The sequence below is a fragment of the Cellulomonas endometrii genome, assembly GCF_949769265.1.
GTDB classification, from domain to species: domain Bacteria; phylum Actinomycetota; class Actinomycetes; order Actinomycetales; family Cellulomonadaceae; genus Cellulomonas; species Cellulomonas endometrii.
The window spans coordinates 92,285-105,861 of sequence record NZ_CATKPC010000002.1; the positions used below are offsets into that span (position 1 = coordinate 92,285).

Below are 13,577 nucleotides of genomic sequence, written 5' to 3' on the forward strand. Positions count from 1 at the left end.
GAGCGCCGGTGTGGGCGAACTCTCGGACAGACGGCGGGTTTGAGGTTTCGCCACTGACCTCTCTAGCCGATGGTTACGACGTGACCCTTGTTTCCGATCGCGACCGGTTGCCCTCGCGGGGTGATGACCTGAGCGTCCCGCCGGCTGTGGTGCGCCTGACGACACGCGTCCCGGCATGGATCCGGGCGGGCGGAAACGCCGCGACGGTCGGACGTCTCCTTCTTGGCTTCTGCGGCACCGTCGCAGTCGTCGGCTCCCTCGTCCTTGACGCCGACGCTCACGAGGTGCGCGCACTAGGCGGCACGTCGCTGGTGATGCTCTTCCTCGTCGTCGCGAGCTTCAAGATCCCGTGGCACCGGGCGCCCGCCGCGACGTTGGTCTTCCCCGTCCTCGCCCTAGGCGCGCTCGCGACTCTTGGCCTCACCACCCGCGGCATCACCGTCGCGTTCGTGGGGCTGATCCCGCTGTGTTTCGTGTACATCGGCCTGTTCCACACCGGGCGAGCGGCTCTTGTCGTCCTCCCCGCAGCATGGGCTGCCTACATCGCCATGTTCCCGATGCTGGACAGCAACGCAGCGGTTCGCCTGTCCATCTACGGAATCACCTGGTACTCGATCGCGCAGATCCTCGCGCTGACCATGACGTATCAGCGCGACCTGCAACGTCGCCTTCGCTATGACGCTCGAACCGACCCGCTCACGTCGTTGGGCAACCGGCGTGGCCTGGATGAGCGGCTCGCTCGAACGGGCGCCGGGGACTGCCTGGTAATCACCGACCTGGACCACTTCAAGTGCGTGAACGATACCGAAGGCCATGCCGCTGGCGATGTCGTACTTGAGCGCTTCGCTCATCTTCTCGAACAGCAGCTGCGGCGTCGTGACTACGCCGCGCGGTACGGAGGGGAAGAGTTTGTGCTGATCCTGCCGCGCACGGACTCGTCGCAAGCGATGACTATGCTGCGAGCTCTGAGAACGGAGTGGACCGAAGAACGCACCGGAGTGACGTTTTCCGCGGGCGTCGCTTCCATTACGGAGCACACACCCCCGGGGAGTGCGTTGGCGGCCGCCGACATAGCGTTGTACCGCGCGAAGCAGGCCGGTCGCGACAGGTTCTACGTCGCCCCGGAGGGAACCACGGACACCGCCCGGCGACGCTCACCCGAGTGACGTGCGTGGCCTCAACCCCGCGACCGGTGATCGCGTGCCCGAGGAGCCGATCGTCACGGCGACGTTCGCTGACGAGCGCCGAGCGCGAGGCCGCCGTACGCTTCGATTCCCCGAGCCGGCGACAGGTCCCCTGCCGCCGGCTCGTGGCAACGAGCGCACGGTGTGCTCGTACGGTCGCTGCTACGCCCCGTCCCGTGAGGGCGGGCAAGCGCGGTCAGCCGCGGAGAGGATTGACGGTCTCGCCCCGCCCGCGGGAGCTACGAGACGCTCCGATCGACGTTCGGCCCTGCACGGTTGCCTGCACCACGCATCAGCAGCCCACCGTCAAGGGGCGACGTTTCACCGGTGCACATGGTGAGAAGCGGTGTTCTCGAACCAAGGGTGGGCTTCCATCCAGGCGCGCAGCTCGGCGCGGGTGGAGACACCGAGCTTGCGGTAGATCGCGCGGACCTGTGTCTTGACGGTGTTCCTCGTGACGAACAGGCAACGTGCGACTTCTTCGAGGGTCGCGTGGACGCCGAGCTCAGTCAGAACGACCTTCTCGCGTGCGCTCAGCGGCTCGCTCGTGGCGCCGACGCGGGTGGTGCACTCCGCTTCGAGGGTCGTCATCGGGGTCTCCATCGTCATGAGCCGTACGCGCCCGAGGATGAGGCGTCGTGCACCTCATCGGCTGCACCCTTGTATGCATAAGGCATGCGTCATGACGTCGCGGACGAGGTGCTCGCGCGCCGAGGCCGCGTCCCGCTAGCGACGGGGTGGTCACTCAGGCGCTCGATCGGGTTGCAGTATGTACAAGGCACACTTTCAATGGGTATGCAGGACGGCGATCACGCGCCCAAGCATCGGGTCATCGACGACCGTCCGCGGAGCGGAGCACGCGATGCTGACTCAGGAACAGATCCAGACGATCAGCGGCGGGACGGTCGTCGACAGCAACGGCGACAAGATCGGCAAGGCCGGCCAGGTGTACCTGGACGACGTGACGGGTGAACCGGACTGGGTCACCGTGAACACCGGCCTGTTCGGCACCTCAGAGTCGTTCGTGCCGCTTCAGGGCGCGACTGCCGACGGCAAGACGTTGCGAGTGGCCTACACCAAGGCGCAGGTCAAGGACGCTCCTCGCGTGGACGCGGATGGCCACCTGTCGGAGCAGGAAGAAGGAGAGCTGTACCGGCACTACGGCCTGTCGTCCGGCGTCGACACCACCACGGCCGGAACGACGAACGACGCCGGTGCGGACGTGGACACGGGCGACGACGCTATGACGGTGTCCGAGGAGCGTCTGCACGTGGGCACGGAGCGGCGCGAGGCGGGACGTGCGCGGCTGCGGAAGTACATCGTCACCGAGCAGGAAACGGTCACTGTGCCGGTCACCCGCGAGGAGGTTCGCCTGGAGCGCGAGCCCATCACCGACGCCAATCGGGACGACGCCCTCGCTGGGCCAGACCTGACCGAGTCTGAGCATGAGGTCGTGTTGACCGAGGAGCGGCCGGTCGTCGCGAAGGAGACCGTTCCGGTCGAGCGTGTCCGGCTCGCCAAGGACACCGTCACCGACCAGACTCAGGTCACCGAGGAGGTCCGCCACGAGGAGGTAGACACCGAGGGCACAGACGGCGGCGCCGGTCGGAAGTGATCGGTTCCGCCGCGACGGCGCGGCCCTCGTCCTCCTCCCGGCACGGGGGCCGCGCCGATCTGCTCGCTCGCGGCTGGCGCGTCTTGATTCACGACTCCGTGACCGGCGGTCGACGGCGTTGCGGCACCGGGGCCTCGTGGTCGACGCGGGGGCACCGACCCGAGGAGCAACGACGGTGAATCGAGGACTGGTTCCCGACGGCTCTGCCCGTCGCTCGACGGTCACCGGGGCCGGCGGAAGCAAGCGACACTCGTTGGCCCCACAGGACCAGCCGATGGTCCGAGGCTGTGATCGAGTGGGACGACGGATCGGTGACTCGACGCGGGGCCGATAGACGGGGTACGTAGGTGAACGACACGGGATCCCGCGACATCGAGTCGCAACTCGCGGCGCTCGCTGCTGAGAACGCGGCGCTGCGGCAGCAGTTGAGCGACCTGGAAGCAGCGGCCCGGTCGTGGTGCATCATCGGGCAGGCCCTGGGCATCTTCATGGCGGAGATCGGGTGCGATTCGGATACCGCCTTGGCGATGCTGCGTTCGGCGTCTCAGCGGCGCAACAAGAAGGCCGACGAGTTGGCAGGGGAGATTATCGAGCGGGTAGGAGGGCGCGTGGTTGACCCCCCGCGGTTCTCGCCGCGAGCGAGCTGAGCCCATCCCCAAGCCAGTCCGGCGTGGCGGGCACGATTGCGCGGCGAACCGGGCAGACCTCGTATACGGCCTCATCGAGGAGGGTGGTTCCGCGTCACCGGAGCGCGCGCTGGCTGGCACGCGGTTCGGGGTTCCTGTCCGGACGGTCGAGCCGGCCCTTTCCGCGCCTTCTGGGGACGGCAGCTGTGGTTTACCGGCGCGCTGGAGGCGACCTCGAGGGGGCTGCGCGTCGCAGATCCGCGCTCTGGGTCGGGGCTGATCTCAACCTCCCGACCGAGGCGCGCTACGGCGCCGCTACCTGCCGGTTCGTACGCGCCCGGTCGCAGGAAGGCCAAGCCTGCTCAGCCCGCGAACGACCCGGGACGCGCCGGCACCCGCAGGCGATCACGGAGCAGCTGATCGCCGAGCGAGTCGGCCGCTAGCGGGTGTGCGTCGCCCGGCTAGCGCCCGCCGACCCGCCCGCCCATCAGGTCGAGGTGGCGTCCCGTCCCCACGACGCGCACGTCGGCGCCGCTGACCACGACCGCTGCACCGTCGGCGAGCGCGAACGTCCGCTGCGCGAGCCCGGCGACGGCCGCCCGCACGGCACCGTCGGCCGGGGCCGGGAACCAGGGCGAGTCGAGGTGCGGCACGATGAGGAAGTCGACCAGGCCGAGGCCGCGGCTGTCGTCGGGCTCCACCTGGATCGACTGCGACAGGCGCACGTGTGGGCCCGTCACCATGCTGCCCGCGCTGATGCCGACGTACACCCGGTCCCGCAGGAGGGCGGGGAGGTCATCGGCCAGGCCGCTGCGCCGGAGCCACCGCAGCAGGTGCGTGGTGTCCCCGCCCGTCACGACGAGCACGTCCGCGGACCACAGCCGTGGACGCCACACCGCCGGTTCCAGCGCGGACACGTCGACGATGTCGAGCGCCGCGAACCCGGCCCGCTGCACGTCGACGTAGTTCGCGAGCAGCCAGCCCTTGTCGCCCTCGACCACGTTCGCCGCCGTGGGGACCACGGCGACCCGCTGGTCCACGAGCGGGCGCCCCGACAGCGCGGCGAGGGCGTCGCACGAGAGCTGGTCGGCCAGGCCCGAGGACGTCAGCAGCAGCTTCACGAGCCCGAGCGTAGCCAGACGTCGAGGGCAGGACGTGGCGCGGAGCGGGCATGATCGCGCGGTGAACCGGACGGACCGCCTGTACGCCCTCGTCGAGGAGCTGCGTGCCGTGGCTCCCCCCTGCCGCAGCGCGCGCTGGCTGACCACCCGGTTCGAGGTCTTCGTCCGGACCGTCCAGCGGACCCGTCCGGCGCTGTTGAGGCGCGCGCTGTGATGCGGCGCGCGGGAAGCCATGGCAAGGTGCCGTTCCTCTCCGCGGGCGTTTTCCGATGCCCAAAGTCCGCAGGGACGGGTGTCCGAGGCGTGAAACGGGGCCTAACTTCGTCTCTCCACAGCGGCCGACAGGGCAGGGCCTGCTGAGAGGCTCGAAGACCCGCGTGTGGACAACCCTGTCCACAGCCAAGCCATCCTGTGTGCGCGAAGAGGCGTGCGTCCACAGCCTTCCACAGCGTCTTCCACAGGCCATGTGGACGGTGAACTACCGCGATGTTAGTTGCCCGTGTCAGCCTTGCATCAGGACAGCACGAAGCCCGTCAACCAGACGAGCTGGGTGACGGGCTCCGAGTGAACGTGGGCGCGTTCGGGGTCAGCCTACTCACGCGCTGCTGCCCGGGAGGAGGTAGCGCGATGGTCCCCCCGCCACCATTCGAATGAGGCCGTGAGCGGGTGACGCAGCGGTCCGACCGAAGAGCCCTCGGTGACCGTGAGGTTGTCACCGAGGGCCCTTCACGTCCTGGACTGTCTCGCCTTTGGGTCATACACGGTCCGAAGCCACAGGGAGCTACAGCTGTGGTGGGCGCCGGGGAAGGACCACCTCTAGAGCGCACCACACGGCAGGACTTGCTGATCAGAGTGACCGCAGCGCAACGCACGGCCGGACCTGGCGTCACGTCCCTGCGTGTGCGACGCTGCCGAGGTGGCCACCCTCAACGAGAGGCGCGGACGGCGTGAGTTCGGCGCTGGCATGCTCGCGTTCGTGGTGCTGGAACTCCTTGGAGTCACGGTCCTCGTCGTTGGGGTGGCGTACGACAGCAAGGCGGCGCTCGGTGCTGGGGTGGTTGCCATGGGCGTGGCGGCGTGGCTGGGTGCCGCCGAGGGTGTGCGCTACTGGCGAAGCCGCTGACCGGCCGCGTGTGGCGGCTGCGGGCCACTTCGACTTTCCGCGGCAGCTTCGGCTCGCCGTGGCATGGCTAGGCAGATCGGGTGAGGGCTCCAGTGATGCTCATGTCAGTGCCTGCACCTGTCGATGCTGGTGAAGAGGGCAGACCTGCTCTTGTATCGACGAGAGCGCACGAGGACTGGGCATGATCTTCCCTGGCGACCCTGACAGGCCGGAACCGAACGCGTCCGGGTCTTCGCCACAGGAGCGGCCGGCGACGCAGCCGGCGAATCCCGCCCACGGCGACGAGGTGCAGCCCGTGATTGTGAGCCCCGACGGCACGCAGCGGTACGACCAGGAAACCGGTCAGTGGCATCCCGTACCAGGGACTGCCGCCACGGTCGCAGCCGTGCGTGCACGCCCGAAGCTACGGGGCTGGAAGCTCGCGTTGGCGATCTTCGCCGCGGTGGTCGTTGTCGTCGCAGTTGTCGAAGCAGGAAACGCGATCTTCCGAGACACCCGTCTTCAGGACGCGCGTGACGCGTGCTCGGCCGGCTCGGTCAGCGACGGTGGTCGAACGCTGACGCTGGACATGGCCGGCGAGACTCCGGCCAGCGGACTGCTCGACGCCGCGGATGTCGCGTGCGTCCTTGGTGCGCTTGAAACTCCTACTGCGACGGTGACGTTGATGGACACCACGACGGCGCTTGACGGCAGGCAGACCGACTCCTGGGACGGGCTCACTGCGTCGTGGCGCTATCACCCGGACACCGGTCTGGACGTGATCATCGAGCGAGACTGAGGGTTCGAGACACTGCATCGGAGCCGCGTGTTGAGCGTTACGAGGTGGACGCTCGCCAACCGCTCGCACGGCGAGCGGCCACCCAGGCGGCAACCTGGGTACGCCGCTGCAGGCCCATCTTGCCGAGGATCGAAGTGATGTGGTTCTTGACCGTCTTCTCGGCGATGCCGAGATGGTCCCCGATCTCCCGGTTGGACAGGCCGTCGGCGATGAGGTCGAGCACTTTCGCCTCGCTCGGGGTCAGCCCTTCCGTCGGGTCCTCGTGCGCCGCGCGCCGACGGGTGATGGTCCTTTCATCCAGCAGCGTTCGCCCGGCTGCGACGGCCCGGATGACGTCGGCGATCTCCGCACCGCGGACGTTCTTGAGTAGGTACGCGGCGGCGCCGGCCTCCAGAGCTGCGGCGAGGGCGTCATCGTCGTCGAACGACGTCAGGATGATGCACCGCGCATCGGGCAGGCTCGTCTTGAGCTGCTTGATCAGGTCGATGCCAGTGCCGTCGGGAAGCTGCAGGTCGACGAGCAGCACATCGGGGTGGACGAGTCCGGAGCGACGAAACCCATCGGTGACCGATCCCGCTTCGGCGACGACGCGCATGCCGTCGGCGCGCTCGACGACCTCGACGATGCCCCGGCGGACGACCTCGTGGTCGTCGATGATCATGACTGCGATGTCGCTGGCGCGTTCCGGCTCGGGTACGTCGTTCGTCGGCACGTTCGCATCGTAGACAGGGCGCGCCGGAACGGCTGTTCGGGAAAGTGCCGGCCCGGCTACGCGTTCTCGGTGAGCGCAGCCGGCGACTCGACGAGCGGCATGACGCGGTCCCTGGTGCGCAGCAAGCCAGCGAAGTCATGGGGCGGAAGAGGTCTGGCGAACAGGTAGCCCTGTCCGTAGCTGACGCCTTGCGCGACCATCATGTCCCGCTGCTCGAGCGTTTCGATCCCCTCGGCCAACACGATGAGGTTCAGGGTGCGAGCCAATGCGGTGATGCCTGCGATGAGAGCACGCGGGGTGTCCTCGTTGCTGGTGACGGATCGATCCAGCTTTAGGACCTGGATGGGGAACCGGTGAAGGTAGTCCAACGAGGTGTACCCGACGCCGTAGTCGTCCAACAGCAGGTCGATGCCCGCTTCGTGCAGCGCCGCGAGCGTTGATGCGGCGGGACCGTCGCTTGGAAGCTCTTCGTGTTCGGTGATCTCCAGACGAAGGTGACCCGGGTCGATGTCGGCATCGTGCAGCAAGCTCAGGATGGTGGGCGCGAGCTCTGGGTCGGCCAGGCTGGCGCTGGTCAGGTTGACGCTGACGGGGACGAGGTCAACGCCACGGTGTTGCCAAGACTCGAGCTGGTCGACGACGTGCCGTAGTACCGCGGCGTCGAGATGCCGGTCCAGCCCGTTGTCGTGAACGATGTTGAGGAACTTGGCCGGCGCGAGAAGTCCGAGCTCGGGATGGCTCCAGCGCACGAGCGCCTCCGCGGACACAACCTCCCCGGTTCGCAGATTCACGACGGGTTGGTAGTGCAGGACGAGGTGGCCGACGTCTTGGGCGTCCACCCCGAGCAGGGCTCGTAGCTGTGAGGTGAGGGTGAAGCGATGTGCGACCTGGGCGCGCATGTACGGGTGGAAGCGTGCTGTGGTGTCCCGGCCTTGAGCTTTCGCTGCGTACATGGCGACGTCGGCGCGCGTCAGTCCCTCATCGAGGTCACTGCCCACGGGCGCGTCGGTGATGCCGATGCTCGCGCTCACCTGCAGTTCAAGACCTTCGATGACCACAGGTTCACGTACGGCCCGGACGATCTCGGAAGCGAGGTTGTCGGCGTGTTCCGAGTCCGCGAGGACGACGAACTCGTCGCCGCCCATGCGCGCGACTAAGCGGACGCCTCCTCGTGGTTGAGAAAGCCGGTCGCGGATCGCGAGAAGTAGCTCGTCACCGACACGGTGACCGTGGGTGTCGTTGATCTGCTTGAACTCGTCGATGTCCACCAGGAGCAAACTGCAGTCGCGTTCGCACGTGGTGGTCCCGTACATCCGTGCCAGCGCGCGTCGGTTCGCTAGCCCGGTCAAGGGGTCATGGTCGGCGAGGTACTCGCTGCCGTGCAGCGCGCGCACAGCCCGGAGCAGGCACAGCCCCGCGACCGTCGAACCCGAAGCGAGCAGCACCCAAGTCGGAAGACCGGGCGAGCCGTTGCTTGAAGCGATCCACCACAGGACGACCGGGGCACCGACCAACGGCATCATGCCGAGAAGCGACACGGAAGCGGGACGCCGGTGTACATAGGTGCGCGGGTCGAACGCTGCGACCATGGACGGTTCAAGAGCCGCGACGGCGAACAACATCGTTGCCAGCGTTCCTAGCGCCTGGGCCGGGTCACCCGCCGCGGCTAGCCGCCGCCCGTCCACCGCCGCCAAGAGGTCATAGACCAGCGTGAGACCGGTCGCGGCGAGGAGGAGGTAGGCGCTGCTTGGAAGGCCGCGGCGCGTCAACATCCACCGCAGCAACATCCCGAGAACCGCGACGTCGACCGACGGAATGATCAACGCGGATAGCGTGCGCCGTTCGGCCCCCGCAGCAGCGACGAGCTGTGCGGCCAAGATCACCAGGACGGTGCCGATGATCACGAAGTCCAGCCATGCTTCTCGGTCTCGTACCGACGAGCGTGAACCCGAACGGATGAGGGCGATCACGATGGCCACTGCGACGGCTTGCCCGGCACTCACCAGGATCACGCACGCTGCTTGGCCCCATAGGCCGTGATGCTGTGCGACGTTGCCGCCCGCCCACAGTGCCAACATCAGCGCCACAGCGAGCCAGGTCTTGCTTCTGGGGGCGATGCCACTTGACCGCAAGGAGGACGAGCGCCGCCGCGGTCACAGATGTCACGATGGACACGGCGTCGCGCGCGGGAGGAAGCGTCGTAGCCAGGCCCGCGAGAACGAGTGCTACCGCGAGCGTCACCGCAGCGGGACGCGCCCGGACGCCCGGGGGAGAGATCACGATCCCTCTCATCGGCGCGAGCCCGGTGTGCTCAAGTTCCTCAGCGGGTGAGAACGGTGCGGTCCGAGTGCAAACGCGCGCGGCCTCCCGTCACGCGGTCCCAACGCCACCGAGGACACCGGCGCTGTCCCTGTCGTGGCGCCACGCACGAGCAGCAGTGTGAGCCTTCATGAGGCTACCTGAGATGACTATGAGGCGCGTCACCTGAGCGATGCACGCCGCGTGTGCGCCTTGACGCTGGCGGTGCGAGAACGCGTCGGACCGAGCCGTAGCGGCTACCGAACCGTGTTGACTTCGTCCGCTGTGAGCGTACTGTGAGTCTCATCGTCTATTGATCGGCGAAGTCAGCGATCCCCTACCACGGGTGGCGCATCTCATGGACACCACGCGACACGCCCGACGTAGCCGTCTGCGCGACGCCCGCGCCCAGGCGTGGTGGTGGACGCCTACCGTGGTCGTGATCGCCGCAGCGCTTGCTGGTGCGCTCAGCGCGGTACTGACGGGTGAACCCATCGGTGTGACGCTGAGCCTCCTCGCGGTCGTCATCGTCGCCGCCACCACCGCCGAACGGGCGCGACTGGAGTTCCGTCGCGGATGGCGGCAGGGGTACGAGGATGCCGTCCGGGCGATGCTCGAGTACTCCACGGGCAAGACGCCCGAGATCGAGGCCCGCGCAGTGTTGCACGGTGACCCCACCCCTGAACCGTGGGATGTGCACGTCCCCCCGCTCCGGTCGCGGAGCGTCTCGTGATGTGCCCGCACGTGGACGAGCTCGTCCTCACCGACGCGACGGGAGTGTGGGCCGCGCGCTCGACGAGCCGGACCGTGTACTACGTCGATGCGGACAGCTCCCTGCTGCTGAGGTGCACCGGACCGCACTCGTCGCCGGGACCCGGTGATAACCGGTGGGTACCGCTGATCCAGGTCACGTCACTGTTCCGCGGGGACTTCGGTGTCATCAGGGTGGGCGACCGCCACCAGTACCTGTTCGACTGGGACCCCGGTGGGGCCGATTACGGGTTCTGGGTCCAGCGACTTGTGACGTCGATCGACTACGTCGAAGCCGAGGAGCTCGCCGGGCTGCCGGCCTTCCCGCAGGACGACCGGCCGTGACCGGCGCCCGCCGTCCGTGGCTGTGGGCCCTGCCGACCCGGGTCGAGCTCGCCGCTGGCGCGGTCATCCAGTTTCGAGCCGCCGGCGAGGACTTGAACGAGGTCTACCAGGCTCAGATCGACAGGATGTTCGAGATCGGCTTGATGCAGCCACCGCGGACGATCGAGCAGGACCCGGGTGCGCCGGTGGCGGTCACGCTCACCGGGGACGCGCGATTCCTCGTTGGGGCAGTGGACCTCGGCCGGGAAGTCGGCCTCGAGGTCCTGGCCCGTGGCCTGGACGTAGCAGTCGATGCCGCGGCCCGCGAGTACCTCGACCGGCACCCGCGACCTGACATCGCCGAAGACGACGTCAGCGACGATCCGGAGCCGTACGAGCCGGACGACGGGGAGCCGGTGGGCGCGCAGGAGATCCAGGTCCCCGTCGACCAGGCCGGCGACCGGATGCCCGACCTGCTGGACGAGATCGCACGCGGTGCACGAGTTGTGCTGGTCGACCAGGGGGTGCGGGTCGCGGTCCTGACGACGTGGTCCTCGTACGTCGCACTGCGCGAGAAGCTCGCTGCCGCCTCCGTCGCGTTTTGGACCGCGTGGCGAACCGGGGTGTTCGACGTCGCCGGGTACGCCACCGACATCATCACGGTCCTCCACCGACCCGACACCGCACCCGATGACGACACCGAGGAGGGTGACCGCGATGAGCCTGAACCCTGACCCCACCCGCATCCTGGGGTGGGAGTCCGACGAGCACGTCCTGCCCGCCGACCGAGTCCTGACCCAGTACGCGTTGATAGCGCGCGACCTGACGGTCTGGAGGCCCGTGGTCCTCACCGATGCTGACGCGAGGGTCGCGGTGATCGTGGCGTGGAACTGGTGGGCGACCCAGCACGAACGGTACGTGTCGGCGGCCGCCTCCTGCTGGGCGCACTGGCGCACCGGGCAGTTCGACTCCGCCGGGTTCGCCCAAGACGTCCTCTGCGGCCTGCGACCCCCGATGCACCCCACCGTCCACCCGAGCGCGGCAACCGACTACGAAGCCGACGACGATGCCGACGCCGATTGACCCGATGCGCATCCCCAGGCGATGGGTCGTCACCACCAGCTCGGGCGCGCGACACCTGATCGACTCGCGCGACCTCCACGACGTCACCGTAAGCCGGCTGACCAAGACCACTGACCCAAGCACGGCGGGGTTCCCGCTCGGGGCGCTGCGCCGCGACGACCATGCCCTGCGGCTGGGCGGCGTGTTGCACCTGGACGGCTCCACCATGACCGACGGAATCGTCGTTGGCGAGGACATGTACCTCGCCCTGGAGCCGCTCGACCCCCGCGCTCACGCCACCGTCCGACGCACGACCCCGGTGGTCGAGGTGCGTTCCCTAGATATCCCCGACGATGCGTGACGCCGCGACGGTGATCTGGCGGATCTCTGTCCTCGTGGCGACCGGATGAGCACGATCACCGGCCCTAGCTGCTTCAGTGCCCCGACCAAGGACTCAGGTGCCAGGCGTTTGGCCGGCCTGCCCATCGGTGCAACGGACACCCCATGGTGGCTCAACCCCTGGGTTCGCGGGTACCGGGCAACTCACTGGATGCCGCCGGCGAGGAACGCTACGAGTACCCCGAGCATCCCTGGGCGCAGCCGACCTGCCACAGCATCAGCGGCGGCTCCGCAGCCGCGGAGGTGCTGCAGCACAGTCCAAGCTCAGCAGCGCACCCTCCACCGTGCCGACACAGGCGGCGCAGGCGCGCAGGGCTGCGAGGGTTGGCCCCGGCTTCGGGGCGGCGTGACGGTCTGAGACGCTGAGTTCGTGGACGTGAACCTTGACCTTCCTGACTTGGCTTTGAGCGTCCCCGACCTGCTTGGCGTGCTCGGGTTCCTACTCGCAGTCGCCGTGGCGGTGATCGAACCCCTTCGCCGGCGTCCCCGCGTCCACATCGAGGCGGTCGTCGCCCATCAAAGACAGGCCGGAGAGTGGCGGTCGCGAGGGCTGTCCGTTTCGGTTGTGAACGTCGGAGGCTCAGCCGTGACGATCACCGCCGTGGTGATCGACAACCCCGCGGGTCAGCAGGTTCCGCTACCGGGCACAACCCGGATGCCTCCGGAGATGACCGCCGATCCTGACTATGGCGACAACGCCCGACTGCCCGTGGTCATCGAGCCGGGCCACTGCGTGACGTGGGTCGTCGGGCTCCCGCACCTGAAGAAGCTCGCGGACGGGAAGCCCGACGACTGGAAGCCGGCCATCGAGGTCATGTGGCTGCGGCCGCGTTCCGTTCTGCGATCTAAGAAGGTTGCCACCCGCTCGACGTCGAGCAAGGCCCTCGGTGAGCAGTCGATCATCTGAGCGTGTCCGGACGGAAGTCACCGACGCAGGCCGTGGACATGCACGAAGCGACGGGGCACAGAACGGCGTCCCGCGGCCGGCGCAGCTCTAGCCGAGTTCGCGGTTCGCCGAGTGGATGTGCGCACGGGGCGGATCGCCGAGGCCCCCACGGCGTTCAGCGCTTGAACCATGCCGCTCGTGGGACGGTCAGGATCCCAGCACGACTCGTAGTCCGCGCTTCCGCTCGCGTTGGTAGCGCGACCGCGCCTCTGTGGATAGCAGTCGACAGCCGACGCACCCGTCCTCGGGCACGTACGGCCACCGCTGGGCAGTATGGGCGTACGACTCGCTGCCGTCAGGCGGAATCTGATTCGACGCGCATGGCGCGCCTTGCGGCAGGCGGTCGCGTTCGTACCGGCAGACGCTGGTCTTGCGGGAGCCCCTCGGCGATGCACCGTCACGCCGAACGGGAGGCAGCCGCTGCGGCGCTTGGGCGTCGCGCCTGCGCGCGCTCCCCGGGAGACCCGCCCCGAAATGCAGCGTCACCGCGGCAGTTCGGACCGTCGCGCAGGTGTAGAGGCTCGCGCACCAGAGCTCCCGGCCATCCGCAAGGCGGGCGGCGGCCTGTATCGGGGCCTCAGTGTGATCACCGTCAGGGGTCTGGTTCGTGCCGACCGTGAACTCCGTCGTTGCCAGTTC

General features: G+C 68.3%; 16 protein-coding genes. 12 read left to right on the plus strand and 4 right to left on the minus strand.

All coding sequences use genetic code 11. The features are described 5' to 3' along the window. Positions 1 to 80 precede the first annotated feature (80 nt). Positions 81 to 1,166, plus strand: coding sequence for a GGDEF domain-containing protein (locus QNH85_RS02885; RefSeq protein WP_282944483.1), 1,086 nt, complete (start codon positions 81 to 83; stop codon positions 1,164 to 1,166). A gap of 339 nt (positions 1,167 to 1,505) precedes the next feature. Here the strand turns inward: QNH85_RS02885 and QNH85_RS02890 are convergent, their stop codons facing one another. After that, a complete protein-coding gene (locus tag QNH85_RS02890) occupies positions 1,506 to 1,775 on the minus strand; it encodes a response regulator transcription factor (RefSeq protein WP_282944484.1) in 270 nt (89 codons plus the stop codon). 271 nt (positions 1,776 to 2,046) lie between these two features. Here QNH85_RS02890 and QNH85_RS02895 point away from each other — a divergent pair, with 271 nt between their 5' ends. Together QNH85_RS02895 and QNH85_RS02900 are read left to right on the plus strand one after the other, a co-directional pair. Beyond that, entirely contained in the window at positions 2,047 to 2,799 is a 753-nt protein-coding gene (locus QNH85_RS02895) for a YsnF/AvaK domain-containing protein (protein ID WP_282944486.1), read from the plus strand. A 347-nt stretch (positions 2,800 to 3,146) separates the two neighbouring features. Then, positions 3,147 to 3,446: an ANTAR domain-containing protein gene (locus QNH85_RS02900; RefSeq protein WP_282944487.1), complete on the plus strand. Its 300-nt coding sequence runs from the start codon at positions 3,147 to 3,149 to the stop codon at positions 3,444 to 3,446. 440 nt (positions 3,447 to 3,886) lie between these two features. Here the strand turns inward: QNH85_RS02900 and QNH85_RS02905 are convergent, their stop codons facing one another. Then, positions 3,887 to 4,546, minus strand: a complete 660-nt coding sequence (locus QNH85_RS02905) for a Type 1 glutamine amidotransferase-like domain-containing protein (protein ID WP_282944489.1) — start codon at positions 4,544 to 4,546, stop codon at positions 3,887 to 3,889. 61 nt (positions 4,547 to 4,607) lie between these two features. On the opposite strand from QNH85_RS02905, the gene QNH85_RS02910 reads away from it, so the two are divergent. The 3 genes from QNH85_RS02910 (at position 4,608) to QNH85_RS02920 (ending at position 6,447) form a co-directional block, all read left to right on the plus strand. Then, positions 4,608 to 4,760, plus strand: a complete 153-nt coding sequence (locus QNH85_RS02910) for a hypothetical protein (RefSeq protein ID WP_282944490.1) — start codon at positions 4,608 to 4,610, stop codon at positions 4,758 to 4,760. Positions 4,761 to 5,462: 702 nt separating this feature from the next. Further along, a complete protein-coding gene (locus QNH85_RS02915; RefSeq protein ID WP_282944492.1) occupies positions 5,463 to 5,669 on the plus strand; it encodes a hypothetical protein in 207 nt (68 codons plus the stop codon). 181 nt (positions 5,670 to 5,850) lie between these two features. After that, on the plus strand, positions 5,851 to 6,447 hold the full coding sequence (locus QNH85_RS02920; protein WP_282944494.1) for a hypothetical protein: 597 nt from the start codon (positions 5,851 to 5,853) through the stop codon (positions 6,445 to 6,447). A 37-nt stretch (positions 6,448 to 6,484) separates the two neighbouring features. On the opposite strand, the gene QNH85_RS02925 is transcribed toward QNH85_RS02920, so the two are convergent. Both QNH85_RS02925 and QNH85_RS02930 read right to left on the minus strand, forming a co-directional pair. Continuing rightward, the gene (locus QNH85_RS02925; RefSeq protein WP_282944949.1) at positions 6,485 to 7,108 is read right to left on the minus strand and encodes a response regulator transcription factor; all 624 of its coding nucleotides are present in this window, start codon (positions 7,106 to 7,108) and stop codon (positions 6,485 to 6,487) included. 107 nt (positions 7,109 to 7,215) lie between these two features. After that, entirely contained in the window at positions 7,216 to 9,171 is a 1,956-nt protein-coding gene (locus QNH85_RS02930) for a putative bifunctional diguanylate cyclase/phosphodiesterase (protein ID WP_282944495.1), read from the minus strand. A gap of 632 nt (positions 9,172 to 9,803) precedes the next feature. On the opposite strand from QNH85_RS02930, the gene QNH85_RS02935 reads away from it, so the two are divergent. The 6 genes from QNH85_RS02935 (at position 9,804) to QNH85_RS02960 (ending at position 12,899) form a co-directional block, all read left to right on the plus strand. Beyond that, on the plus strand, positions 9,804 to 10,190 hold the full coding sequence (locus QNH85_RS02935; RefSeq protein WP_282944496.1) for a hypothetical protein: 387 nt from the start codon (positions 9,804 to 9,806) through the stop codon (positions 10,188 to 10,190). A gap of 11 nt (positions 10,191 to 10,201) precedes the next feature. After that, positions 10,202 to 10,552, plus strand: coding sequence for a hypothetical protein (locus QNH85_RS02940; RefSeq protein WP_282944498.1), 351 nt, complete (start codon positions 10,202 to 10,204; stop codon positions 10,550 to 10,552). After that, the gene (locus QNH85_RS02945) at positions 10,549 to 11,265 is read left to right on the plus strand and encodes a hypothetical protein (RefSeq protein WP_282944500.1); all 717 of its coding nucleotides are present in this window, start codon (positions 10,549 to 10,551) and stop codon (positions 11,263 to 11,265) included. The genes QNH85_RS02940 and QNH85_RS02945 overlap by 4 nt, the downstream gene beginning before the upstream one ends. Continuing rightward, a complete protein-coding gene (locus QNH85_RS02950; protein ID WP_282944501.1) occupies positions 11,240 to 11,614 on the plus strand; it encodes a hypothetical protein in 375 nt (124 codons plus the stop codon). The genes QNH85_RS02945 and QNH85_RS02950 overlap by 26 nt, the downstream gene beginning before the upstream one ends. Then, positions 11,598 to 11,954, plus strand: coding sequence for a hypothetical protein (locus QNH85_RS02955; RefSeq protein ID WP_282944503.1), 357 nt, complete (start codon positions 11,598 to 11,600; stop codon positions 11,952 to 11,954). The genes QNH85_RS02950 and QNH85_RS02955 overlap by 17 nt, the downstream gene beginning before the upstream one ends. 408 nt (positions 11,955 to 12,362) lie before the next feature. Further along, a complete protein-coding gene (locus QNH85_RS02960) occupies positions 12,363 to 12,899 on the plus strand; it encodes a hypothetical protein (RefSeq protein ID WP_282944504.1) in 537 nt (178 codons plus the stop codon). Positions 12,900 to 13,577 lie beyond the last annotated feature (678 nt).